General features: G+C 52.5%; 25 protein-coding genes and 1 tRNA gene. 20 read left to right on the forward strand and 6 right to left on the reverse strand.

Annotated elements, in window-relative coordinates; translation table 11 throughout:
• Positions 1-26 precede the first annotated feature (26 nt).
• On the reverse strand, positions 27-1,406 hold the full coding sequence (ygjG, locus tag ACS603_RS10550) for a putrescine aminotransferase (protein ID WP_182062539.1): 1,380 nt from the start codon (positions 1,404-1,406) through the stop codon (positions 27-29).
• Positions 1,407-1,841: 435 nt separating this feature from the next.
• Here ygjG and ACS603_RS10555 point away from each other — a divergent pair, with 435 nt between their 5' ends.
• Positions 1,842-3,362 (forward strand): methyl-accepting chemotaxis protein, encoded by a 1,521-nt coding sequence (locus ACS603_RS10555; protein ID WP_315686887.1) that lies wholly within the window; start codon positions 1,842-1,844, stop codon positions 3,360-3,362.
• A 339-nt stretch (positions 3,363-3,701) separates the two neighbouring features.
• Complete coding sequence (locus ACS603_RS10560; RefSeq protein ID WP_182062537.1) at positions 3,702-5,261, forward strand: methyl-accepting chemotaxis protein; 1,560 nt, start codon at positions 3,702-3,704, stop codon at positions 5,259-5,261.
• Here the strand turns inward: ACS603_RS10560 and ACS603_RS10565 are convergent.
• The gene (locus ACS603_RS10565; RefSeq protein WP_474944197.1) at positions 5,258-5,752 is read right to left on the reverse strand and encodes a PadR family transcriptional regulator; all 495 of its coding nucleotides are present in this window, start codon (positions 5,750-5,752) and stop codon (positions 5,258-5,260) included. The two genes, ACS603_RS10560 and ACS603_RS10565, sit on opposite strands and share 4 nt — an antisense overlap.
• Positions 5,753-5,976: 224 nt before the next feature.
• Between ACS603_RS10565 and ACS603_RS10570 the strand changes: the two genes are divergently transcribed.
• The gene (locus tag ACS603_RS10570; RefSeq protein WP_474944198.1) at positions 5,977-6,741 is read left to right on the forward strand and encodes a siderophore-interacting protein; all 765 of its coding nucleotides are present in this window, start codon (positions 5,977-5,979) and stop codon (positions 6,739-6,741) included.
• Here the strand turns inward: ACS603_RS10570 and ACS603_RS10575 are convergent, their stop codons facing one another.
• The gene (locus tag ACS603_RS10575; RefSeq protein ID WP_446491537.1) at positions 6,742-7,911 is read right to left on the reverse strand and encodes a DNA repair protein; all 1,170 of its coding nucleotides are present in this window, start codon (positions 7,909-7,911) and stop codon (positions 6,742-6,744) included.
• 537 nt (positions 7,912-8,448) lie between these two features.
• Between ACS603_RS10575 and ACS603_RS10580 the strand changes: the two genes are divergently transcribed.
• The 5 genes from ACS603_RS10580 (at position 8,449) to ACS603_RS10600 (ending at position 13,042) form a co-directional block, all read left to right on the forward strand.
• Complete coding sequence (locus ACS603_RS10580; protein ID WP_474944199.1) at positions 8,449-9,864, forward strand: tyrosine-type recombinase/integrase; 1,416 nt, start codon at positions 8,449-8,451, stop codon at positions 9,862-9,864.
• Entirely contained in the window at positions 9,861-10,649 is a 789-nt protein-coding gene (locus ACS603_RS10585) for a hypothetical protein (RefSeq protein WP_474944200.1), read from the forward strand. Before ACS603_RS10580 ends, ACS603_RS10585 begins: the two co-directional genes overlap by 4 nt.
• 93 nt (positions 10,650-10,742) lie before the next feature.
• Positions 10,743-10,961 (forward strand): helix-turn-helix domain-containing protein, encoded by a 219-nt coding sequence (locus ACS603_RS10590; protein WP_474944201.1) that lies wholly within the window; start codon positions 10,743-10,745, stop codon positions 10,959-10,961.
• A gap of 11 nt (positions 10,962-10,972) precedes the next feature.
• On the forward strand, positions 10,973-11,941 hold the full coding sequence (locus ACS603_RS10595) for an ORF6N domain-containing protein (RefSeq protein WP_474944202.1): 969 nt from the start codon (positions 10,973-10,975) through the stop codon (positions 11,939-11,941).
• Between the two features lie 315 nt (positions 11,942-12,256).
• On the forward strand, positions 12,257-13,042 hold the full coding sequence (locus ACS603_RS10600) for an antA/AntB antirepressor family protein (RefSeq protein WP_474944203.1): 786 nt from the start codon (positions 12,257-12,259) through the stop codon (positions 13,040-13,042).
• Between the two features lie 336 nt (positions 13,043-13,378).
• Here ACS603_RS10600 and ACS603_RS10605 read toward each other — a convergent pair whose 3' ends face one another.
• Positions 13,379-13,690, reverse strand: a complete 312-nt coding sequence (locus ACS603_RS10605; RefSeq protein ID WP_474944204.1) for a YlcI/YnfO family protein — start codon at positions 13,688-13,690, stop codon at positions 13,379-13,381.
• A gap of 202 nt (positions 13,691-13,892) precedes the next feature.
• Here ACS603_RS10605 and ACS603_RS10610 point away from each other — a divergent pair, with 202 nt between their 5' ends.
• The 11 genes from ACS603_RS10610 to ACS603_RS10660 all read left to right on the forward strand — a co-directional run bounded on the left by ACS603_RS10610 (position 13,893) and on the right by ACS603_RS10660 (position 22,206).
• Positions 13,893-14,219 carry a host cell division inhibitor Icd-like protein gene (locus ACS603_RS10610; RefSeq protein WP_474944205.1) on the forward strand — a complete coding sequence of 109 codons (327 nt, stop codon included), beginning with the start codon at positions 13,893-13,895 and terminating at the stop codon, positions 14,217-14,219.
• Positions 14,203-14,385, forward strand: coding sequence for a hypothetical protein (locus ACS603_RS10615; protein ID WP_474944206.1), 183 nt, complete (start codon positions 14,203-14,205; stop codon positions 14,383-14,385). Before ACS603_RS10610 ends, ACS603_RS10615 begins: the two co-directional genes overlap by 17 nt.
• 12 nt (positions 14,386-14,397) lie before the next feature.
• On the forward strand, positions 14,398-14,721 hold the full coding sequence (locus tag ACS603_RS10620) for a DUF4222 domain-containing protein (protein WP_474944207.1): 324 nt from the start codon (positions 14,398-14,400) through the stop codon (positions 14,719-14,721).
• Complete coding sequence (locus ACS603_RS10625; protein WP_474944208.1) at positions 14,718-16,499, forward strand: DNA primase family protein; 1,782 nt, start codon at positions 14,718-14,720, stop codon at positions 16,497-16,499. The genes ACS603_RS10620 and ACS603_RS10625 overlap by 4 nt, the downstream gene beginning before the upstream one ends.
• 383 nt (positions 16,500-16,882) lie before the next feature.
• Positions 16,883-17,077, forward strand: a complete 195-nt coding sequence (locus ACS603_RS10630; protein ID WP_474944209.1) for a PerC family transcriptional regulator — start codon at positions 16,883-16,885, stop codon at positions 17,075-17,077.
• Positions 17,078-17,172: 95 nt separating this feature from the next.
• Entirely contained in the window at positions 17,173-17,808 is a 636-nt protein-coding gene (locus ACS603_RS10635) for a hypothetical protein (RefSeq protein WP_474944210.1), read from the forward strand.
• Positions 17,809-18,491: 683 nt separating this feature from the next.
• Complete coding sequence (locus ACS603_RS10640) at positions 18,492-19,037, forward strand: hypothetical protein (protein WP_474944211.1); 546 nt, start codon at positions 18,492-18,494, stop codon at positions 19,035-19,037.
• The gene (locus ACS603_RS10645) at positions 19,038-20,051 is read left to right on the forward strand and encodes a tyrosine-type recombinase/integrase (protein ID WP_474944212.1); all 1,014 of its coding nucleotides are present in this window, start codon (positions 19,038-19,040) and stop codon (positions 20,049-20,051) included. It begins immediately after the preceding gene.
• A gap of 285 nt (positions 20,052-20,336) precedes the next feature.
• Positions 20,337-21,035, forward strand: a complete 699-nt coding sequence (locus tag ACS603_RS10650; protein ID WP_474944213.1) for a hypothetical protein — start codon at positions 20,337-20,339, stop codon at positions 21,033-21,035.
• 301 nt (positions 21,036-21,336) lie between these two features.
• Positions 21,337-21,777: a Panacea domain-containing protein gene (locus tag ACS603_RS10655; protein WP_474944214.1), complete on the forward strand. Its 441-nt coding sequence runs from the start codon at positions 21,337-21,339 to the stop codon at positions 21,775-21,777.
• Positions 21,778-21,780: 3 nt separating this feature from the next.
• Positions 21,781-22,206 (forward strand): hypothetical protein, encoded by a 426-nt coding sequence (locus ACS603_RS10660; protein ID WP_474944215.1) that lies wholly within the window; start codon positions 21,781-21,783, stop codon positions 22,204-22,206.
• Positions 22,207-22,553: 347 nt separating this feature from the next.
• Here ACS603_RS10660 and ACS603_RS10665 read toward each other — a convergent pair.
• A tRNA-Ile gene (locus tag ACS603_RS10665) sits at positions 22,554-22,629 on the reverse strand.
• A gap of 125 nt (positions 22,630-22,754) precedes the next feature.
• Between ACS603_RS10665 and mug the strand changes: the two genes are divergently transcribed.
• The gene (mug, locus tag ACS603_RS10670; protein WP_259832111.1) at positions 22,755-23,261 is read left to right on the forward strand and encodes a G/U mismatch-specific DNA glycosylase; all 507 of its coding nucleotides are present in this window, start codon (positions 22,755-22,757) and stop codon (positions 23,259-23,261) included.
• 30 nt (positions 23,262-23,291) lie between these two features.
• Here mug and ACS603_RS10675 read toward each other — a convergent pair whose 3' ends face one another.
• On the reverse strand, positions 23,292-25,289 hold the full coding sequence (locus tag ACS603_RS10675; RefSeq protein ID WP_474944216.1) for a TonB-dependent receptor domain-containing protein: 1,998 nt from the start codon (positions 25,287-25,289) through the stop codon (positions 23,292-23,294).
• Between the last annotated feature and the right edge of the window lie 6 nt (positions 25,290-25,295).

Below are 25,295 nucleotides of genomic sequence, written 5' to 3' on the forward strand. Positions count from 1 at the left end.
CCCCCTCCCAGGAGAGGGCGTTGCGTTTACGCCTCTTCCACACTGACCCGCATCGCGGCCAGCGCTTTACGCGCCGCTTTCAGCACCAGCTCACACTGTTCAATGGTGAGCGTCAGCGGCGGTTCAACACGGATGGTTTTTGAGTTGTTGAGCGTACCAGCCACCAGTACCCGCTGGCGGAACATCTCGCTTGCGAAGCTGTAGCCGGTTTCGTTATCGACAAACTCAATTGCCATCAGCATCCCTTTGCCGCGTGCTTCCTGCACCAGGTCAGGATATTCACGACCCAGCTGGCGGAAGCCATCCAGCAGCATGTCGCCTTTCTGCTCCGCCTGCGCAGGCAGGTTTTGCTCAAGCAGCACGTTGATGGTGGCCAGTGCTGCCGCACAGGAGAGCGGGTTACCGCCGAAGGTGGTGGTGTGCAGGAATGGGTTATCAAACAACACCGAGAACACCTCTTCGGTAGCAACTGTGGCACCAATCGGCATCACACCGCCGCCGAGCGCTTTCGCAAGGCACAGGATGTCTGGCTGCACGTTTTCATGCTCGCAGGCAAACATCTTGCCAGTGCGGCCCATGCCGGTCTGCACTTCGTCAAGAATAAGCAGAGCACCAAACTCATCGCACAGCTGACGCACGGCAGGCAGATAGCCCGGCGGTGGCAGGATCACGCCGCCTTCACCCTGAATTGGCTCCAGGATCACCGCCGCTACGTCGTCGCCGGTTTTACGGCACTCGCTTAGCATGGTGCGCATAGCGTTAATGTCGCCAAATGGCACATGGCGGAAGCCAGGCAGCAGCGGCATGAACGGTTTGCGGAAGGTGGATTTCGCGGTCGCGGACAGTGAGCCTAACGACTTACCGTGGAATGCGCCACTGGTGGCAATAAAGGTGAATTTGCCGCGCGGCGACTGGTACGCTTTGGCGAGTTTCAGCGCCGCTTCGACCGATTCCGTGCCGCTATTACTAAAGAAGCTGTATTTCAGTTTGCCGGGCGTTAAGGCCGCCAGCGTTTTCGCCAGCATGGCGCGAAGTGGGTCGAGCAGTTCCTGGCTATGAAGAGGTTGTTTCGCGAGTTGATTCTGTACGGCGGAAACCACAACTGGATTACGGTGCCCCACGTTGAAAATGCCAAAACCACCCAGGCAATCTATAAATTCCTGTCCCTGGGTGTCGACAAGCGTGTTCAGACTTCCCGCTTGCCACTCTACGGCTCCGTAATCCCCGCCGGCGGTAACAGATTTGCGATACTCCAAAAACCCAGGATTTACATGCTCTTTAAAGTAATCGATGACCTCTCGGTTAAGTTGTTTCATCTCCTCATGATCAAGCGTTCGCTTCTCAATGAGATTCAATGCGTGCGCGGTACAGGCAAGAGCCGAGGCGCTGGAAGGTAACCTGTTCAAAATGTGCTCCCGGGGATCGCGTATCACATGATACTGCGTTAAGTATTGCAGGGATTACGCCACTTCAGCTGACTTAACGAAAATCGGGATAAACGCCAGGTTAAATTTATGTTGCGCAATATTTAATCATGCCGAAATAAGCGAGACGGGATTAAGCGACAGAGAGAAGGCCGATGTTTTAGCGACCTGTTTTGTCAATTGCACCTGGGTGGTGCATGGCGTGCTTCTTTAGTGGGCATTAACAGGTCATGCTTCAGGAGTAATTTCCTGACGAAAGTATTTTAAATCAATTAATTAGAAAAACGTACAGAAAGTGCGGTTTAACCTGGATTTGCGATCTCAATCAAATTTAACAACTAAAGATAAACTGTTTACCGCCGAAAAAAGATTAAGCCACAAAATTAACATTCAAATAACCTGCAAGGGATGCTCATAATGTCCTCTCCATCCTATGTCACCCAGAACGAATATCCTCTGGACGATGACACCACCTTAATGTCGACCACCGACCTGCACAGCTACATGACCCATACCAACGACACCTTTGTTCAGGTGAGTGGGTATTCACTCAAGGAACTGCTGGCACAGCCACATAATCTGGTGCGCCACCCGGACATGCCAAAAGCGGCCTTTGCCGATATGTGGTACACGCTACAAAAGGGTGAGCCGTGGAGCGGGATTGTCAAAAACCGCCGTAAAAATGGCGACCACTATTGGGTGCGCGCAAACGCGGTGCCGATGGTGCGTCACGGCCAGGTCACAGGGTATATGTCGATTCGCACCAAAGCGACGGCTGAAGAGATTGCCACCGTGGAGCCTTTATATCAGGCACTGAATGACGGGCGCTGCAACAAGCGGATCCACAAAGGGCTGGTGGTACGCAAAAGCTGGCTTGGCAAACTGCCTGCAATGCCGCTGCGCTGGCGGGTACGCAGTGTGATGGCGGTGCTGTTTGCGGTAATGGCGGCAACACTTTGGGCAACATCCGCAGGCTGGGCATCCTTCGTGGCGGCGGCTGTCGTAATGCTGCTGGGGACCCTGCTGTTTGAGCAGCAAATTGTCCGCCCGGTAGAAAACGTGGCGCGTCAGGCTTTGAAGGTCGCAACCGGGGATCGCAACACCGTGCAGCACCTTAATCGCAGCGATGAGCTGGGGCTGACTTTACGGGCGGTGGGGCAACTTGGGTTGATGTGCCGCTGGTTGATTAATGACGTATCAAGCCAGGTGGTCAGCGTGCGCAATGGCAGCGACAGGCTGGCGCAGGGCAATGAGGATCTCAACGACCGCACGCGCCAGACCGTCACCAACGTGCAGCAGACGGTGGCGACAATGAACCAGATGGCGGCCTCGGTACAAAGCAATTCTGAAACGGCCGCCGAAGTGGATAAGCTTTCCATGGCCGCCAGCAGTGCGGCAACCGAAGGCGGAAATGCGATGCAGACTGTGGTGAAAACCATGGACGATATCGCTGACAGCACTCAGCGGATCGGCTCGATTACCTCGCTTATCAACGACATTGCGTTCCAGACTAATATTCTGGCGTTGAACGCGGCGGTAGAGGCAGCAAGAGCGGGCGAGCAGGGTAAAGGCTTTGCGGTGGTGGCAGGCGAAGTTCGCCACCTGGCCAGCCGAAGCGCCAATGCGGCCAACGATATTCGTAAGCTTATTGATGCCAGCGCCAGCAAGGTACAGTCGGGCTCCGACCAGGTTCACGCCGCAGGCCGCACGATGGACGATATCGTGGAGCAGGTGAAGAACGTGACTCAGCTAATCGCGCAGATTAGCCATTCGACCTCTGAGCAGGCAACCGGGCTATCGGAGCTGACCCGCGCAGTGGCTGAGCTGGACAGTATTACCCAGAAAAATGCCGACCTGGTAGAAGAGAGCGCGCAGATCTCCGCCATGGTTAAACACCGTGCCGGGCGCCTGGAAGACGCGGTGACTGTGCTGCATTGAGTCAGTAATGTTCCAGAAAAGCCGTTTATTTCGTCCGGGATAAACGGCTTTATTATTTCCGTTATTTGTAATTACTATTACGAATTAATGTTAAATATATATTAAATAACTAAATAAATTATCTCAGCTATTTATCCCTGCCTAAGTCAGTTTTCCACGATACTGTTTCAGAAATCGTCCTTGTGTTGGTTGTATAACGATCAATGCGCCAATATTAATAGTTAACGCCTATCCATCATGTCGGTTATTGAATAAAAAAACGATCAAAGTCATAAAGTTAGGTGATTAGTTACCGATAACGGAGAACGTCTGAGAAATAATCACATCGATGGAGTAAATATGTTCTTACATGACGTAAAGATCGGCACGAAATTATTTCTGGCGTTTGGATTCTTTATTGTGTTGATGGTGGTAAGTGCAACCTTGTCTCTGCTGAGCCTGAACCGGGCCAACAACGGGATGCACACCATCATCACCAATGATTATCCGACCACGGTAAAAGCAAACGAGTTAATCGATAACTTCCAGGAATTTATTAGCACTCAGCAGCTCATGTTGCTGGATGAGCAGGGCAAGTACACCGCGCAGTCCCAGCAGCGCCTGAAAGAGATCAGTGAACATATCACGGTTATCCTGGGCGACCTGAATAACGAACTGCACGATCGAAAATCTCAGCAGGTTCTGGCCGATATTCGCGGGGTGCGCCAACAGTATCTCGACTCCCGCTACCGCATTTTGCAGGCCGTACAGAACAACGATCGCGCAGGTGCCATTCAGGAGATGATGACCAACACCATCAACCTGCAAAAGGCCTACAAGGATAAAGTGAAGGAGCTTATCAGCGTTCAAAACGGCCAGATGCAAAGCGCCGGCGCGCAGGTGAATAGTGATTTCAGAAGCAACCGTCTGTGGCTGATTATTATCACACTGTTCAGCGTGGGCGCTGGCAGCCTGATTGGCTGGTACATTGTCCGCTCGATTACCCGTCCACTGGGTACCGCGGTAGCATTTGCCGAAGCGATTGCACAAGGTGACCTGACGCGCAATATCACCTCTCACGGTAACGATGAAACCGGCCATCTGCTCAATGCGCTGATGGAGATGAAAACCCGCTTGCAGGAGATAGTGCAGCAGGTGCAGACCGGCTCAGAAAACATTTCCAGCGCTGCCGCGCAGATTGTCGCCGGTAACCAGGATTTAGCCGCACGCACAGAAGAGCAGGCCAGCTCTGTAGAACAGACTGCGGCATCGATGGAGCAAATCACGGCAACGGTAAAAAATACCGCATCACATACCGGGGAAGCGACCAACCTCTCTGCCGATGCGGCCATGGTGGTAAAAAACAACGGCGAGATGATGAAGCAGGTGACCAGCAAAATGCGCCTGATTAACGAAACGTCGAACCGGATGTCCGACATTATCGACCTGATCGACGCCATTGCCTTCCAGACCAATATTCTGGCGCTGAATGCAGCAGTGGAAGCAGCGCGTGCGGGTGAGCACGGTCGTGGCTTTGCTGTGGTCGCCGGTGAAGTGCGCCAGCTGGCACAGAAGAGCGCCTCTTCTGCCAGTGAGATCCGCCAGCTGATTGAGAGCTCAACCAGCCAGACGCAGGACGGGATGAACCTGGTAGAGAAAGCCAGTGGGCTTATCAACGGCATGGTCGGCAACGTGGAAGAGATGGACGTCATCCTGCGGGAGATCCGTCAGGCAAGCCATGAGCAGACTGAAGGTATTTCGCAGATTAACAGTGCGATTGGCCTGATTGACGCCACCACTCAGCAGAACTCGGCGCTGGTGGAGGAGTCTGTCGCGGCGGCTGCATCGCTTAACGAGCAAGCGACGCAACTGAAAGAGTTGGTAAAAGTCTTCCGCGTGAACGAGTACGCACCGGCTTAATCCAGCTGGGAGATCTCCAGCGCCGCGCGGTCGATAACGCCGATGATCTGCTTAAGCTGCGCGTCGCTGAGCTCTCCCTGATTGACCCTGAGGTCCAGCACGGCCTTGAAGTTATCCAGAGCCCGCTTCATCTGCGGGTTTTTTCGCAACTGGAAGCCAACACAGCGGGCTTTGATCCGCAGCTGAATGTTCTCCAGATGTTCCAGATTTTCATCCAGCCAGTGTTGCCCGGTCAGGGTAATGGCAATCTTTTTGCGCCCGGTTTCTTCTTCCGTAATGGTGATAAAGGTCTGATCCTGCAAGAAATCGAGGGTCGGGTAGATGACGCCTGGACTCGGGGTATAGTTCCCCTGAGTCATGTTCTCAATCTCTTTTATCAGCTCGTAACCGTGGCTCGCATTGCGGGTCAGAATATCCAGAATCACCAACCGCAGTTCGCCGTGGCCGAAAAATCGCTGGCGGCGTCCACCGCCTTCATGTGCGTGTCGCATCGTATCTCCTTAAATTGATATATCTAATTTATATCTAAGTATATCTTAATAGCAATGTCGTCATCATAATGTTTGTTAATGTATTGATTGTATTGGCATTTTAATTGTACTTCTTGTCTGGTGTTAACTATATCAAAAAATATCTTGCAATCCTGATTGTTAGCAATCATTATCATTTGCAGTTTAATTTAGATATATCGTATTCACATCAGGAAGGCATAAAAATGGCATCTACCCGCTACCCACAACGCGTCCGTAACGACCTGCGCTTTCGCGAGCTGACTGTGCTCCGCGTTGAGCGTGTCGCGGCTGGCTTCCAGCGCATCGTCTTAGGCGGAGACGCCCTGGAGGGCTTTAGCTCCAGAGGTTTCGACGATCACAGCAAAGTCTTTTTCCCTGAGCCTGGGGCGACGTTTGTTCCACCAGTAGTGACCGAAGAAGGGATCGACTGGGGCGAAGGCGTGCGCCCGCAGGCGCGTGACTACACACCGCTGTACGATGAAGCGCGTCATGAACTGGTTTACGATTTCTTTATTCATGATGGCGGGGTTGCCAGCAACTGGGCGCTACAGGCGAAAGTGGGCGACAAACTCACTATTGGCGGCCCTCGCGGTTCACTGGTGGTCGCGGAGGATTACGCCTGGCAGTTGTATGTGTGCGATGAATCCGGGATGCCTGCGTTGCGTCGCCGTTTAGAAGCGATAGCCAGACTGCCGGTGCGCCCAGACGTTCATGCCGTTGTGACCATTGGCGATGCGTCTTACAAGGATTATCTGGCGCATCTGAGTGAGTTCAACATCACCTGGGTCGTCGGGCATAGCGAGCAGGCGGTGGCAGACCAGCTGGCGGCGATTAACGTGCCCGCAGAGGATTACTTTATCTGGTTAACCGGGGAAGGGAAGGTGGTGAAAAGCCTGAGTCGCCAGTTTGAAAATGACGAGATTGATCAGCAATTAGTGCGTGCCAGCGCGTACTGGCACGCCAAATAATTACGCGGCGGTATCCAGCTGCGCTTCGCTTACCTGATGTTCGAGCGAGGCGCGAACATCATGCAGGGCTTTCTCCTGCTGGATAAAGTAAGCTTCCATATTGTTCAGGGACGAGACCAGCAGCCAGGACTCTTCTTTTTCCAGCTCGGCCAACTCGTTCACTAAGGTGTCGATTTGCTCGCGTACCTGCGCCATTTTTTTGCGGATACGCTCCAGATCGTTCAGACGGTCGCTTGCCATCAGCGGCTCAAAGCCCTGTTGCAGGCGAGCAACCAGAGAGCGAATGGCTTTCACGTCTCCACGTTGTTTGGCCTGATTCAGCTGCACCATCATGGTGTTGGCTTCTTCTTTCAGATCGTCTGCTACCAGATCCGGGTGGCACAGCTTGCTTGCCTGACGCCAGAGCCGTTTTAGCTCGTTCTGATCTTCTTCGGAGAGGTTTTTCCCTTTCCGCAGACGTACCTCGGCATCATGGTGTTGTTCACGGTATTTTTCATACTCGTTATTGGCATTATCCCGCGCCTGACGTGCGGGCTCCTCTTCACGCGTTAACCCGCTTTCCAGCTCCAGTGCTTCGGCCAGCAGATTTGCAATCAGGTTGCTTTGCTGCTGAAGATGTTTGCGTGCTTCCGCAGCCTGCACGGAATCCGCAGGCAGATCGCGCCAGCGCTGAGTCAGTGTTGCTAACACCTCTACTGCCTGCGCCATATACTGCTGGCAACGGCGGTAGTCCTCTTCGCGGCGACGTGCCTCCGCCTGTTGACGACGCAGATTCAACTCGGCAAGTGTTTTACGCAGGGCGAGGATCTGCTGCATCAAAGGCCCGAGGCGGGAGAAATAGAGATCGTTGAACTCATCAAGCTGCTGCACGCGCGCGTTGCGACGATCAATAAGATCACGCAGACGTTCTTCCAGTGCTTTTAGCTCCAGCTTGCTGGCCGCCACTTGCGGATCGCGCCACTGGGTGATCGCCCGCTGGTTTTGTAACCAGGTGGTGATAGCCGCGATGGCGGCGGTGTAATTCTTCTGCTCAAGCGCCACGACGATTGCCTGTAGCTCATCGCCAAACGCTTCATTTTTCAGGCGTGCCAGCTGACTAAAGATGATGTCGTCATCTTCCAGTTCAATGGCATTTTTAATGATTTCTAGCCGTTTGATCGGTGTGCTCATGATGCCTTTCGCTTTGGGGCTTAAGTATTTGAGTTAAGGTTAGTTGTTGTAAACGCTACAGGAAATAATACACACGGATGATGATCGGCGCGATGGGGGATTTCTTTAGTTTTTAGGGTTTTTGACGGTGAGTGAGAGGTTTGTTGTTTTTCTGGTACGGGGCACACTGTTTGTAGGATCAGCAATAGGGCTGTCCAACCGTTTGATAACTAAAAACTAACCGCAGATAAACGCTTTATCCGAACGTAACGCATCTGGCGCTCTGGAAAGCACTGTTGCTGCCTGTGAGCAATACCTCCAGAAAAACAAAGGGCCGGAGATTTCTCTCCAGCCCTTGCTGTATCTGGTGGCCCCTGCTGGACTTGAACCAGCGACCAAGCGATTATGAGTTTTAGGTGATATATATCACTATTATTACTTTTCCTTGAAAAACATGCATTTAACTCCCTCCAAAAAATCACATATTGACCTATTTTTAACCATTATTCACTATCTCAGGTATCCCCGGGGTATCCCCGGATTTTTAGGCAAGGAAAAATGCGTACATTCAGGTTCACCAAATCGGCATTGCTCGATCTGGAAACGCCAGAAGAGGGTAAGCGCGCCGAATACTCCGACAGCATGATTAACGGGCTAAGACTGCGTATCACCTCCGGCGGTAAAAAAAGCTTTTGTGTGGTCAGAAAGCGGGACGGAAAATTTTTCCGGGTGACGCTGGGTAAATTTCCTGATCTCACCGTTGACCAGGCGAGGGAACTGGCAGCCAGAACGCTGGGCGAGGTGGCGATAACCAGAAACAACCCGAACGAACAGCGGAGAGAGGAAAAGAATAAATCCATCACGTTCGGGGAGGCACTGGCGGAGTACATTAAATCCCGCGCCCAGCGTATAAAGAAAACGACGGCCGGCCAGTACCAGGGGATACTCACCAACTTTTCCGGAGACTGGCTTAAAACGCCGCTGGCGGCGATTGACCGCGAACGGGTAGAGGCCAGGCACAAAGCAATCACCGATGGTGGCGTCTGGTTCGGTGATAAGCCTCAGCGCGCCGGCGTGGCGACTGGCAGCAAAGCGCAGGCTGATTTGTGGGCGCGGGTTTTGCGGGCGGTGTACCGGTATTCACACGATCACTACCGTGATGGTGACGGCAATCGTCTGCTGCCCGACCCGCCAACCATGGTGCTGAGCACGAAACGGAAATGGCACGGTACGACGCGAAAGACTACCCGCATACGTAATAACGAGCTGTCACGCTGGCTGGCCGCCGTGGACACCGTTCGCCAGCACTCCACCAGCATAAGGGATGATTTTGCCGTATCGGTCTGTGACGCGCTCGACGTTGCGTTATTTACGGGGTTACGCCGCTCAGAGGTTTTCGGCCTGGAGTGGCCGCGCGTAAATATGTCCGGTCGCTATTTCTGGATAGACGAAACGAAGAACGGCGACCCACTGGAGCTGCCGATCACTGACACTCTTTACGCCATCTTTGAGAGACGAGCTGCAGCTCGCAGCGACAATAACCCGTATGTGTTCCCATCATCGCAAGGCGGTATTATTTCCGACCCTCGCAGGGTGATAGAGCAGATAAGCCAGGCGACCGCGCAGAACGGCGCACAGACACCAATATCATTCACCTGCCACGACGCGCGGCGCACGTTCGGCAGCGTGGCGGAGCTGGTGGGCGTCGGATCGTACATCCTCAAGCGACTGATGAACCATAAGACCATGCGCAGCGCCGACGTCACGCAGGGATATTTGCATTTCTCCGCCGACGAGCTGCAGGAACCGGCCAAAAAGATAGAGCGCGCCATCCTGGAACACGCCGGGTTAGTACAAAAGTCTGGTGGGCTGGATAACCAGCTGTTAGCGGTAATGGGAACAATGTCCGAAGAAGAAAAGCGCAGGATGCTTTTTGATATCCTCAACCTTCAGACTAATGAGAAAAAAGCATGAAGAAAAAATTACCTGAACGTCTTTATTATCCGATACCTGAAGCCGCTCAATATCTTGGTTGTTCAGTGCGTGATGTGTTCCATCTTTGTGCAACCGGTTCTTTGAATTTATCTGTTTACATTCGAGATATTTCGGCAAAGAACGTTGGTCAAATGGTATTTAATCCTGATGGGTTTATCGAAACAGAGTATTTTGAAGGTTTTATTGAGCGTTTTAAAACTCGTAGATGGCAGGATTTGAGTTTTGAAGGGACAATGATTAATGGCATTCATCATGAAATGATTAAGCATGACGACTTAGAGTTTTTTGAGCGTGCTGAAGGTTATGAGTTTGACAGTCAGTGTTTAGTGGTCGACAGTCTCGAAGGTTTTTTTTGGGTTAATTGGTATGACTGTTTTTCTTTGGAGTTATCGAGTGATGATTTCATAAATGTATCTTCATTACAGACCCCAAGCTACATTTCTGACAGTGTAGATATCTATTTTACTCAAGGGTTGAAAATAAATAAAGGGGCGCTACTTATAATGTCTAGGGATATTAATAATATACATAATGATGAAATAATTAATCTTGGTGAAAAAATTGAGCACCCAAGAACACTAAATAGAAAGGGCCAGATTATCCCGGCACTATTAAAGATGATTCCTGAATTTAATGGCTTTGATATAGATAAAGAATCAGTAAGCAGGATAACTGATATTTTAGAGGCTACCGCGTCGGAAAAAGGTATCGTGTTAAATTTGCCTGATAAAAATACAATGGCTCGGTATTTGGGTAGGAGGTGAATTCACTTCTTAGGTATTGTGAATTCACCCACAAAGAGTTAAAGACCCGCAATAATCCTCACTGTTGTTACCTATAAACCACGGTGAGGCATCATGACTACCAATACCACGCAAGACCAGAAAACCCCGCAGGACCAAAAGTTTACCCGCCCAGAAGCTGCGGATTACCTCGGCGTAGCGCCGCGAACCCTGGCGAACTGGCACTGCTCAGGCCGGGTAAAAATTCCCTTCTACAAGGTCGGACGTAAAAAAACCATCTACCTGAAATCGGATCTGGATGCGTACCTGGCATCGGTTCGCCAGTCGGTTTAACGGGGGGGCGTATGACGAAAAGAAAAAGCGCCCCGTTTCCGGAGCGCTCTAATGGGGACGGTGGATACTGCGCCAACGAAACCACCAGCACCGATATTATCCTTGCTGGTGGGGCTATGCAATCCGTAGACACGATGTCCACCAGCGGATCATTGCCGGTGATTGAATGGTGTGGCGTTCGCGTGGTGACGACCGACACCCTGGCTCAGGGCTACGGCGTACCAGAAGTAAATATTCGCAACAACCTCACCAGGAACCGTGATCGCTTTATCGAGGATGTGCATATTTTCACCCTTAGCGGCGTACCGCTAAAGGCTTTCATGAACCAGGTAACCGAAAGTTACTCGGTTAATAAACACACAACATCACTTACCCTCTGGACGGAACGCGGCGCGGCCCGTATGTCGAAAATTATCGACAGCGATCAGGCGTGGGAATTTTTTGAAAAGATGGAAGAAAGCTATTTTGCCCACCGGCGCAACGCTTTACCGGGTACGCCTGATTTTTCCGATCCGGTGGCGGCTGCCAGAGCATGGGCCGACGCTTACGAGGAGCAGAGGCGATTAACTGGTTACGCCCAGCGTCAGGCGAAATATATCGACCATCTGGAGAACCTGTTTAGTGAAGGGCTGACGCCGGTACAGTTTTGCAAACGCCTGAATGGCGTTAACACCAGCAAGGTAAACTCCTGGCTGATGGAAAAAAACTGGTTGTATGACGACACGCCAAATGGCCATCGCGCAACGTGGCGGGTGTTGTCTTATGCGCGCGACATGTACCTCACTGAAGCGTCAAGAACCATCACGCCAAACCAGGGCGCCACCTTTGAGACATTCAGGCCGGTGCTACTGAAAAAGGGCGCTGTGTGGATTTACCGGCATTACCTCAAAGGCGATCTACCCATGAAAACGGACTGGAACGGGGAATACACCCACGATAAAGAGCTTGCGGAGCTGGCATCCTTCAGGGCGTCAGCATAACGGGGTGGTAAGCAATGCGCTTGATTTATTTGGTTTCGTCCATTTTGCGGGAGTGCCTGAGGCAGGCGGCGCTGTGGAGATGATTTTTAAAAATCAGTTCGGGAACAGCGTTTACTGCAGATCGCGATTTCGTTGTGGGTGGTTGGTGTATCGGGAAGTGTTGGCTAAAACGCGCTCAAAACTGATTTTCAATAATCAATCAGCGCTGTGCAGACGTGATAGTTTTCACGTACTCGATAACATATTGAATTTGATGGGTTGCCGGAAACAGCGGTAAGCGCTGCCACGTCAAAAAATCTGACGGAGTAAAAAAAAATGACCAGAAAAAATAATGCCCCTTGCGGGGAGGGATTCGCTCAACCTGAAAACGAGCAGCAGCTTAATTTTGCCGATTTAATCCCGGTTATTTCCGGCGCTATCGGTCGCCAGCCTACCAGCACAGTAGATGCTAAAGCGCTGCATGAAGCATTAGGTGCGAGGCGTGTCTTTGCTAGCTGGTTTAATGCCCGCGTTGCCCAGTTTGGATTTGTCAAAGGCACTGATTTTGAGCAATTAACACCGGAACGGGTGGAAATCATCAAAGCTGGCCGCCCGGAAATTGATTATGCAGTCTCTGTGGATATGGCTAAGCATCTGGCAATGGTGGAACGAACCGCGCAGGGCCGCGCCGTTCGCCGTTACTTCATCCAGTGCGAAGAGCAGTTACAGAGAGAATTACCAGAAAAGGCGGCGGCATTGCGCCGGGATCTGAAAGCCCGATTAACTGCTGCCAATTACTTTAAGCCGATGTGCGCAGCGCTGGAGGCTTATCGAACCGACCAGGGAAAAACCACACAGCACCACCATTACACCACTGAAAGCAACATGCTGGCGCGTATCGTTCTGGATGGAATGACCGCTAAGCAGTGGGCGCAGGCGAACTGGATCACAGGAGATCCCCGCGACCATATGAGCGTGGAACAGCTCGATCATCTGTCTTACCTGGAACTGACGAATATCACGCTGATTGAGCTGGCGCAGGACTACCACCAGCGTAAAGCTGAATTAGTGCGCCTGTCACAGCGCTGTTTAGCCCGTCAGCGAGGGTGTGAGTATGCGTAACCATGTTTCAGTGCATAACAGCAGAATGCCGCTGGTGGAGTGTCAGGGGCGGCGTGCTGTCACGTTCTCTAATGTGGGCGTGGTCCACCAGCACGGCTGGAAGGGTGGCGCGGCAAAAAACGGCTGTACACCGACACCGGAGAGAACGCCTATTCAGCGGAATATTTCACTGAAAAATGAGGGTGGCGCCTGTGTACGGAAAGCACAATATAGCGGCGTTTTTCTTATCCCGGATGAATCAGGATGTTTGCTGGTGGTATGCGGGAAGTGCGGCGAACCGCCAAATAAAAAGGGCGCGGTTTCTGGCCACGCCCTTTGGTTATGTGCCAGTGCGGATCACTCCTCTGGCGTTTCTGCTTTTGGCTTACGGCGCTGTATTTCAGATCGCGCCACGTCTACCAGGCGCTTAATCTCCTCTCCGGCGCTGGTACCAATTGCCTCTACCTGTTCAAGAGCATCGAGGGAGGACAGCAGCGGGTTTTCCGTTGCGCCGTCTGTCTGCCGTCTGGCTATCTCGCTACGCATAGCGGTAACGATGAATCCGGCGTTGCTTTCGTCGGGATGCTTAACGGATTCCATACCCTCCATTACATCATGGGGGACTCGGACAGTGGTTAACTGTGATTTGGCATTTTTGCGGTTCGCCATCGTTGTACACCTATTCGGGAAAACTGTATTTCACTATACAGGAATTAATGAGGTACACAATATCTTGACCTGTACCTCATTTAATTTTAATGTGTACCTCATTATGTTTTTTAGTGTACCTCAGAATCATAAAAGACAACGCCCCGCCAGTGCTGGAACACGGGAAGGGCGTCTAACCACAAACGCAATGGAGAGTAACTCAATGGCTGCAGCCAATATTAACACAGAGCGACGCCCGGCATTCACCTGGCTATTCCTGGGGCAGCCGAAGGGCGAGGAGAGGACGGGGCAACCTGTCACCCTGCGCACTCTGGCAGATACCGAAGAGGCAGCGCGTGACGCGTTTCCGTCGTGGGATCTGACGTTCGCCGCGAAGATTCGCACCGATTGTCCGTTAACCCGTCATTGGGTTGACCGGGATAACTGCATTCTCTGGTCTGTCATGGGGACTGGCGGCCACCAGCAAGAAAACAGCCATGGTGATCGCGCCAATCTCACACAGGAGCAGCGCCATGAATGGATTAAATGAATTAGAAGCACTTGAAGCAATCCGCTCTTTCGGGCGCTGTGAAGTCGTTTTTATTGGCCCGTATTCTTATCTGGTAACACCAATTCCGGAAGGTGCGATCCTGGTGACGAAAGAGGCGCACGAAGAAAATAAAGCCTTTTTTTCAGGTGAAAAAACTTTTCAGTAAGGAATAAACATCATGGCAATGAAAATTAATCAGGCTAAGCCTGAGGGCCGCTCTCAGCCAAAAATCGAGACTCACAGCCGCTGGAAAGACAACTACGGCGAAAAAATCACGGTTAAACGTGTGGAATTTGGCCGTATTACTTACGTCAGGGACGGTTATGACCGTGAATGCGTCTGCTCTGAGTATCGTTTCCGATCTGAATTTCGCCACCTGGCTGAAGAGACGAAAAAAAGCCGGGAGGAGGCCAGGGAAAAGGCGCGAATTCGCATTGCGGATATTCGCCACACGCTGCCGCTGAGCGTTGGTTCTGACGGATGGGATAAGGGGCTGAAATGAAAAACGCACCGAACGTTAAAGCACTGCCGAAAGAAAAATACACCGAAGCGATTATTTTCGCCGGGTCAGATGCATTTTCCCACGCCAAAGGCTGGGAGGAGGGGTTGGGTAAAGCGATTGCGGAAGACCGGACGCCGCCGATTTACCTCGGGTCAAAGCAACTGGCTGAGCTGGAAAAGCTGCGCATCGTTGACGACGGGCGGCGTGCGGCGCGTGTTTACCTGGCCGGTGCTATCGAACAGGCACAGATTAATGCTATTGCCGGAAAGCTGGCGCTGGCCGGTGTGCAGGACGCGAAGCTGTATAAGGGCATCCCCGACCAGCAGCCGGAGGACTGGCGGGAGTATCTGGAGCGGATCAGACGCGGGGAAAGTGTAGTGGTTAATCTGCCCGTGGTTAACCGACAGTCTGGTGTGTCACCGGCACTGAACCAGATGGGGCCCAGCCAGCGCGGGGACGTTCTGGCGGCGCACTACGGTAACGATCTGGCGATTGACAGCGATTCTGACACCGTTCACCACTATAACGGCGTGGTCTGGCAGCCGGTGCAGGATAAAGAGCTGCAACGGGTGATGGCGCGGATTTTTATTGATTCGGAGATCGCCTATTCACCGGCCAGCGTAAAAAACGCCGTGGATGCTATGAAACTGAGTCTGCCGCAGATGGAAGCGGCGGCGCGTCACCTGATTGGTTTCCGTAACGGCGTGTTTGACTCCCGCGCCGGTGCATTCCGGGCGCATGACAAAAATGACTGGCTGCTGGTCGCCAGTGAGGTGGATTTCTGCCAGGCGGCAGCGGGTGAAACGCTCGGGACCCACGCGCCGAACTTCTGGAGCTGGCTGCAGCATTCCACGGCCCGAAATACCAGAAAGGCGGATCGTCTTCTGGCGGCGCTGTTTATGGTGCTGGCGAACCGGTACGACTGGCAGCTTTTTCTGGAGGTCTCCGGGCCGGGCGGCAGCGGTAAGAGCGTGATGGCGGAAATCTGTACCATGCTGGCAGGGAAAGGTAACACGGTATCGGCGAGCATGGCCGCGCTGGAAAACCCGCGAGAGCGGGCGCTGGTGGTTGGCTATTCTCTGATTATCCTCCCGGATATGACCCGTTACGCTGGGGATGGGGCGGGCATCAAAGCGATAACGGGCGGTGACCGGGTATCAATTGACCCGAAGCACAAAGCCCCGTATTCGATCCGCATCCCCGCGGTGGTGCTGGCCGTCAATAACAACGCTATGACGTTCAGCGACCGCAGCGGGGGGATCTCCCGCCGTCGGGTAATTTTCAATTTCTCTGAGGTGGTGAGTGAGGAACAGCGCGATCCAATGCTGGTGGAAAAAATTGAAGGTGAATTGCCGGTGATTATCCGCTACCTGTTGACCCGATTCGCAGACCAGAACGCCGCGCGGCAACTGCTGGCCGAACAGCGCAAATCAGAGGAGGCTTTAGCCATTAAGCGTGAGGGTGATTCGCTGGTGGACTTCTGCGGCTACCTGATGGCGTCGATGGGGTGTAACGGGATGTTCGTTGGTAGCGCCAACGTTGCACCGTTTAACCCCCGTTATTTCCTGTATCACGCATATCTGGCTTACATGCAGGGCAATGGCCTGTCCAAACCCGTCTCCTTGAGCCGGTTCGGTTCCGATATGCCTGGCGCAATGTCTGAGTACGGCAGGCTGTACGAGAAGAAAAAAACAAAGAAGGGCATACAGACCAACGTGACGTTACATGATGATGCCGAAGAGTGGTTACCCAGAGCGACGGGTGGAGCGCAGGATTAACACTGCCATTTTTTAAAATCCACCAGCTAAAGAAAAATTATCTTAATGGTAAAAGTGTTCACCAGTATTCACCTTGTTAAAAAGTATATGTAAATCATAAGGTAAAGTGGTGAACACTTATCTTTAAAGTATTCACCAAGTATTCACCAGTATTCACCTTTGTATGTTTTTTGTTCTGAGGTGAACAGTCAGGGTGAACAGTGGTGATTACTTTTTATGGTCAGTGTTTACCGCCTAACGTAATGATATTTAATGTGAAAATGGCAGTGGTGAACAGGGTGAACACTTTTTTATATAAAGTAATTTTTCTGGCAGAGAAAACGGCATGTTAAGCGCGCCGACATTGAACCAACATAATTGCGACAAAAGAAGGATTTCAGAGGATGAATGAAAGCGTATCTATCAACGAAGCCAGAAAGCTAACAGACGACCTGGCGGAAGAACTGGAAAGAAAGGGCCTCTGGCGTCGCGCAGGGACACGCTGGCTTGAGGTTATGTTCTGCCTAACCAGAGCGACAAAGCGCGCGCAGCGGCAGCGATACGCCGGAATAATTGCCAGAGAATGCTTAACGGCATAAAACCTCCTGAGCGCCAGGTGGAGGGCTAACACCAGCTCAGGTGGGGGCTATACCGAAATCATGCAACAACACAACAACACAGAAGGGTAAACATCATGCTGATGAGCAAAGCAGCTTATGCAAAACACCGTGGCGTAAGCCGCCAGACGGTTTATGACTGGATAGCTAAGGGTGAGCTGGTTATGTCGGGTGGTAAAGTTGATGTGGACGCTACAAAGCAGAAACAGGCCGCAGGGAAGGAAGGTAAGAGAGAATATGATGAAGAATCTCCCATAAGGATATCGGAAAAATGTGCGGTGATTAGTCAGGGTGATAGTTCTGCATTAGAAATCAAATATGAGCCATTTTCTGCTACTGCAGAAGAAGCAAAGGCCATTGTGCTGGCGCTGGATGATATATACCCACCGGCAGAAAGCTATGCAGAATTACAGGGACGTATCCACGATGCGGCAGACGCTTTAGGTCTGGAACTAAGACTGATGGAAACAGAAGATGGTGAGCATGTTTGCGGGCTGGAGTTTTATGATCCGGAGCGGGATTGCATCGCATGTAAATTTAATTCGCCATTTTATGAGCTGGAGACCTTAACGTTTTTTCGCTGGCTGATCACTGAGAAACAACTAGGTGATTTGGATAATGCCACAAAAGCGGGACTGGCTGCATTATCAGAGCCATTCGTTTATGAGGTGAAAGCTATCTACGAAGAGCGGGCCGCACAGGACGACGAGTAACATCGCAGCCAGTATTTGAAAACGTCAACCAACCTCCGAAACGAAACGGAAAGGTTGACACTTTACACTCTGGGATCCGGAAAGTGTCAACCACCCCAAAACCCTTGCTATCACTAGGTTTCATAGGGTAGGTGTGGGCGGGTTGATAACATTTGATAAGGTTTTCGGCGTGAATTCCGCAAAACTGTCAGGTGAGGTGTATAGGAATGTCAAGGTTAGGCGTCAGGCCGATATACAGATTTATACAGGGGGTGCGCTCAGAACTGTCAACCCGCTTCCTAAGTTTTCCTAAGATTTTCGCGCCAGAGTGTAAACCCCGATGTTAAGTTTTGTTAAGGTTTGACCGTGAGAGTGTCAACCTGGCGAATTCAAAGAATGGCGGTGAGGTTCGATATCCACTACGCCAGCCAGAGCAAATAACCCCATCGCGGAGAAAGCGAATATGAAACCTGAATACCTGGCTGAAATTGCTGCAGCGTGCATAAGGGCAGACGGCGGCACTGTGTCACACTTCCAGACCCGGGAACTGGAGCGCATGATTGCCAGCCGGCAGGCGAGCCGTGAGCGGTTTATTCAGAAGGTCAGATCGCCGACGTTTGAATGGAAAAAGCCAGCGCCGCGGCGATAGTGTTATGCATGCATGAATTAACCCCGACTCCTGCACCCTTCTGAGGTCAAAAATAATGGAAAGAGAAAGTATCTGGGCCCGGCGCCAGAAACTGGCGAATGTGGCCGCTGATAAATATTACGCAGAAACCACCAGCGCAGAGCGCTGGGCTGCCCGGATCGGTCTTCTGAAAACCTTTGTCACCAGCGAGACGGTGCCGCCGGATACGCAGGGCGCTATTTTTGATGAACTGGCGCAGCTGGAAGAGCAGTTACCCTCCGTCAGTGGCGCGGGTTTTATGGCGGTACAACGTCAGCTTAAGCGCATTGAGGACAGGATTTATCCGGTCATACGCAAGGAGGCGTTCGATCTGTTCGACGAGCAGAGAAAGAACCATCCTGATTTGTCACTGGTCGATATCATACGTTCACTGGCCGCCGATGAAATACGAGATTACCGGGAGCGCCATCCGGAAATTACAGGCAGTCAGATGGTTAAGCAGCTGAATGTGTACTCTCCGCGTTTTGAGGTGCTGAACTGCTATGCGCAGCAGCTGAAGCAGGGTGGCGGTTGGGGAATAAATTTTAGCTGGAAGCCGTCTCTGCTTCCTGGTGGCCTGTAAATGGCGGGGATCCGCGAAACCGGCACCGGCAGCCGGTTAAGATACGTGGTCAGCTTCCAGGACGAGGCGACAGGGCGAAACGCTGCCTCCCGGTTTCGCACCCTGGACGCCGCCGCGCTGTTTTTCTGGCAGGTGGAAACGTCCGCCCACCAGCTTATACCTGTGGTTACGGGAATGGAGAGGGTAAGCCGGTGGCCCCTGAAAAAAGTGATCTGGTACTGGCTCGGGTATCAGTATCACCGGGTGGAAAACAACCGTCTGTCACTGGCGAGTTATCTCCAGTATCGCCAGCACCTCACCGGGATGCCGGAAGAACTGCTCCAGGTGACGGCCTGCGGGCTGACGCCACGCCACCTGGCAGAGCTCACGGCGACGCAGAAAAAATACCTTCGCTTTGCGTTTGGCCTGCTGGTGGAAAATCACTGGCTAACGGTGAATCCGGTAGGAAAGCTTCCCGGTCGCGCCCGTCGCTGGATCGAACTGCCTGAACGGGAAATGCTTCTCAGAATGCTTGATGAAGCCAGACACCGCGAAAAACTGGCCGTGTTGCTGGGGGCGGTGTGTGGTCTGAGACCCGGTGAGCTGGTGTCACTGCGTTACAGTGATGTGAGCCTGGAAAAAATCATCATCAGGCGGCACCTTACACCGCAGGGAGAGCGAGAAGGGACTAAGCGCGGGCCAGGGCGGGAAATGGATATGCCGGCAGAGGTGTGGGCGCTGCTGGATAAAAGCCTGCTGGGAACGCAGCGACCGGTCATTGCCGGCAGGAATGGCAGGAGGCTGAGCCTGAACTACAGCAAGCAGGGAAATATTCGCCAGCTGTTGAGGCGTCATAACATCCGGCGCTATTACGATTTGCGCCATTTTGCCATAACCAACCTGTTAAGACGCGGGGCAACAATGGCTGACGCGGCGGAATTTGCCGGCCACTCCGATCCCTCCGTGACCGCGAGAGTGTACACGCATTTTATGAGGCAGAGACGACCGCTTACAGGCAGTCTTGGCGATGAGTAAGCTTAAATAAGCCTAAAAGGATTAAAGTCAGTAACCATGCGGGTTTGTGACGGGAAAAATTCAAACTCCCGATTTCTGGATAATGCCGCATTTTTTCAGTGTTTTTTTAGTGTTTTTGGCAGAGTGCGGAGAAATGAGGCGTGGTGCGGGGTACAGCGCATTTTTCTGCGGCATATCCCGGGTTGGAACCCGCATTCTACCGTGATTATTATGTCGCGTACTTTTTGCGAAAGCGTGACACCCTGCCAGATTTTTTCTGGCGCTGATTTTGACAGGGGAATTTGTATGGCTGAAACGGCGTTCAGACTGAAGGGGATATGGTGGAGTGCAGAGGCATTTACGGCTGCATTGCGGGAAATTGCCGGACTGCACCGGACGTTAACCGGCAGGCGAGTGGCGTTTCATTTCGGCGTGACGGAAAAAGCGGTGCGTGACCTGCAAAAACGCAGTCCGCTGGCCGCCGGCATTATCCGGACGGTGACGGCAGAGTGCGGCAGGCAGCAGGGCAGGCCGGCGCGGTACAGGGCCTTTTTACCCCGGCAGGAATTACCCTCCGGAGAAATGGCCGACCTGTTTAACGCCGCCAGCAAGGAACGGGATCGGCAGCGGGAGATCCGGCGGACAAAATCCAGACGGCAGAAAGCGGCCGCCAGACATTTCAGGGCCAGCATGCGTGTGCAGCGGCACCGGGCCGTTCAGGCCTGCCGTACGGCGTCCATGACCCAGGCAGAAGCCGCCGCGCAGCTGGTGGTATCGCTCAGCACGGTAAAGCGGTACTGGCCCCGGGAACTGCCGGGAAGGCAGGACAGGCGCACAGGGAGGCCGCCCCTGAGCAGCACGGAAAAGATGATCCGCAGTATTAAAGCGCTGAATCCACGCTGCAGGACGCCCGCCCTGCACGCCGCCAAGCTTCTGGAGGCGGAAGGAAAACGCGTTCCTGATGCGTTGCGCCTGCTGCTGCAGAAAGAGCTGCAGAGCCCCTGAAGCCGCGATGAACCAACATTTACCCGCCTGAACCAACCTTTTGCGAGCAGTTGGACCTTGAACGAACACGCATATCTTTGCAGGTAGTAGATGCCAACTCTAATGAGGCTATCGCCCGTAACAGACGATGTATCGATGTTCGAACGGAGAGCCCCACAGATGCTGGTGAGCTATTGCAGAAAAAAATAGTAACCAATGTTACCTGTAGCGCATTTTAAGGTGTGGCGTCGGAATGTTTTTTTAGTACTATAACTAAGGTTATTGAACCACTTGTTCGAACGTTATGGGTAAGGGAGGCGAAATGCTTACTTGTTATGACGTCGCCAACTACTTTCTGACTAAAGGCGAAGAAGCTGGCGATCCTATCTCGAATCTTAAACTCCAAAAACTGGCTTACTACGCCCAGGGATTTTCCTTGGCTCTTCTTCAAAAACCACTGTTTGAAGAAAAAATTGAAGCCTGGATGCATGGTCCTGTTGTTCCGGATCTCTATCATGCGTTCAAAGAGTACGGGACAAACAATCTGCCGGTCCCGGGTGAGGTAGATTACTCCCGCTATTCTGCCGATGAGCTTGAATTGCTGGGTGAGGTCTTTAATGTCTATGGGCAGTTCTCAGCGTGGAAATTGCGTAACATGAGTCACGAAGAAGCACCATGGCAGAGCGTCTATGTGGAAGGGGAAGCCAGCAGGGAAATTCCTCACGGTGTTATGGCGGAGTTTTTTAAAACGCTGGTGCATTAATCCATGGGAAAAATTCAGGGGCGGCTTAAGCAGCGAGATCGTGACGCTTCTGCGACTGTGGGGATGTCTCCTGAAGACAAAGCAAAGGCCATTGATCGCAGCCCTCCTGAATTTTCGTTCCGTTATCTTCAAAAAGGTTTTTGTGTTGATTGCTGTGAGCAAAAGGAAAAGGCTGCGTTAACTGACAAGCTTTTCCGGTTGAGCCAACTTTCATGGGCGGATATCCGTCAGCAGGACCGGCATAAGCTCGGATACGAAAAAATCTCCCGTAACTCAATCAAGGCGGCCATCCCCGCGCATGTTACCGAAGACGTGGAACTTATTGCATTCCGCTTCTGTAGTAAGGCACCCATGGTAGGTTACAAGCGCGATGCTACGTTTTACGTTCTGTGGCTGGACAGGGCATTTACGCTTTATAACCATTCCTGACACGTTCCCATACTGACTATCTGAAACCTCGCTATAGGACTACCACCAGTATCAGACTCGTAACAGATTGCCGAATTATACAGGTGTAAAATTGGCTTTTCTGTATCGGTTCATTTTGTTGCATACCAATGGACAGGAGGGCGAGGATCAATCCCTGAGCCTTTCGTTTTGCGGTACGGCCCGCTTCATCGAATTTTTACACCCGCGAAAATAAAAAATTGGGGTGAGGTGGTGTGAACGGTCATAAATTAACCATAAGTCACTATGTTTACCGTTTGAAAGTATCCCCGAAGTATCCCCGGAAAAAACAAAGGGCCAGCGCATTTAGCGCCAGCCCTTGCGGTGTCTGGTGGCCCCTGCTGGACTTGAACCAGCGACCAAGCGATTATGAGTCGCCTGCTCTAACCACTGAGCTAAGGGGCCGTGGCGGTGAATTATAAAGTAACTCCCCGCAGCAATCCAGCCATTCGCACCTGCCTGCTGTTTTTATAAACAACGCATAATCAATCCTTTATACTTCCACGATGATGTATCGATCGGGAGTAAATATGATCAACGATATTCTTGCCCCTGGCCTGCGGGTGGTGTTCTGCGGTATTAACCCCGGTAAGTCCTCGGCGCACACCGGTTTTCACTTTGCCCATCCGGGCAATCGCTTCTGGAAGGTTATCCATCAGGCGGGGTTTACCGACAGGTTGCTGAAGCCTGAAGAGGAACAGCATCTGCTGGATACGCGTTGCGGGATAACCATGCTGGTCGAGCGGCCAACAGTACAGGCAACCGAAGTGAATCTGCACGAACTGCGCAGTGGCGGGCGTGAACTGATTAAAAAGATTGAAGACTACCAGCCAGCGGCGCTGGCGATCCTCGGTAAGCAGGCTTATGAGCAGGCATTTAGCCAGCGCGGAACACAGTGGGGTAAACAACGCATCACTATCGGCGTTACGCAGGTGTGGGTGTTGCCAAACCCGAGTGGGTTGAACAGGGCGACGCTGGATAAGTTGGTTGAGGCGTATCGCGAACTTGATGAAGCGTTGGTTGTGCGCGGACTGTAACTGCCGGAGCCTCAGGCTCCGGCGTCACTATCAGAACTCGAATCGAGCGCCCATGTTGTAGCGGCGTCCTTCCAGGATGGAAGACTGGTTATAGGACGTTTTGTAAATCGGGTTCACGTCGAACAGGTTATAAACCCCGGCCATCAGCGTGATGCTCTTACTGAGATGGTAGCGGGCACCTAAATCGACCAGCGCATAGGCCTCGGTTGAGGTTGATTTACCGGTGTTTGGCGTATTACTGCGCCAACTGCTGGTGGTCCACAGCTCCAGGTCATTGAGCGCATTCCACGTCAGTGACAAGTTGGCCATACTGCCTGGGAATTCGTTCAGCGCTTCTCCCTTATACTGACCGCTTTTTTGCTCGCTGTGGGTGTACGTATAGTTTGCGTTAGCCTTCAGCCCAGGCGTGACCTGCCAGTCGGCGTTCAGCTCCAGACCATAGATTTCCGCATCGCTGACGTTGAAATACTGGGACACTTCTTCAGCTTCATAACCGTTGTAAATACACTTCTGCGTGGCGGTTGCGGTACAGATGGTGTAGTCGCTGATCTTGTCTTTAAATTTGGTGAAGAACACGGTGGCATCCAGCGCCAGCGTATCCTGCTGCCAGTAGACGCCCAGCTCGGTGTTAACGCTTTGCTCTGGCTTCAGGTCATCGTTACCGATCCCAATGTACGAGTAAGGATAAGAGCCATAGACGCTGGTGAAGCCTTCGTTGTTCTCACGCAGGTCAGGTTTTTTATACCCCGCCGATACACCACCTTTCAGCGCCCAGCTTTCATCAATGGTCCAGTTCCCGTAGAGCTTAGGCGTCACGTGGTAACCAAAGTAGCTGTCGTGATCGAGACGCGCCGAGGTGGTCAGAGTGAAGTCTGGCACCATCATCCACGCGTCTTCGGCAAACACGGCCCAGCCGTTGCGGCTGATCTCGCTGACCGGCGTGATCCCCGGAACCTCTTTGTCGGCGATGCCGAACGTATCATCCAGCTCGTTGCGGGTGAAGTTGATCCCAAGCGTCAGCTTATGATCGCCGAGATTAAAGGTGTTTGCGCTGTTGGCTTCATAGTTTTTCTGTTTGATAAACTGCGAGCTCATTCCCGGGACGCGGTATTCGGTTTTGGCGCTCTCGTAGCTGATGAAGTTCTTCACTTCCACCAGGTCGTCGCCGTACCACGCGTGCTGGGATAACGACGCGGCATCTCGGTCGAAGTCCCATTGCCAGGCTTTATCGTTGTGTGATTTTACCTGATGCCCTTTGACGACGTTCAAATCCCACAGCTGGGTGTCGGTCGGGGCCATATTAATGGTGGCGTCCAGGTTGCCAGCCTGGTGCTTAACGAAGCGCTCATCGTTCTGGCTGTCATCGTCACGGCGATCAAGATAATCCGCCGCCACGCTCACGCCGAGTTTGCCAGGAATGACCGGCCCCATCAAAAAGGCATTGGTCTGGTTGGTGTTGCCGTACTCGCTTTTCTCCTGAAGGAAGTAGTTATCCTCCAGCACCCCGGTCCATTTATCCAGGTTGTAGCCTTTTTTGGTGATGACGTTCACCACGCCGCCAATGGAGTCTGAACCATACAGGGAGGACATTGGCCCACGGATCACCTCTATGCGTTCGATAGCCGCAAGCGGTGGCAGGAATGCTGCTTCGGTACCGATATGGTGGCCGTAAGGGCGGGACTCGCGGGTTCCTTGTTTGATGCCGTTGACCATATAGGAGGTATACGTGGAGTCCATGCCGCGCATCTGCACATCGCCGGTGGCAAGGCTCCCGTTACCGTTCCCAACTAATACACCGGGCATCTCACGCAACGCTTCAGTCACATTCTGGTTCGAACGGGTGTTCAGCTCTTTCTCGCCGACAACGGAGATGGTCGCCGGTGCTTCGCGGCGCTCCTGAGCGAAACCGGTGGCGGTGACCACCATCTGATCTTCATTAGCGGGTGTTGTCTCTTCGGCGAAAACGGCCGCAGGAAGGCTGGCGAGGGCGAGCGAAATCGCCAGCGCCGTACGTGTCTGGTTAATCACAAAGCA

The organism is Enterobacter sp. Li2LvB3, from assembly GCF_056156645.1.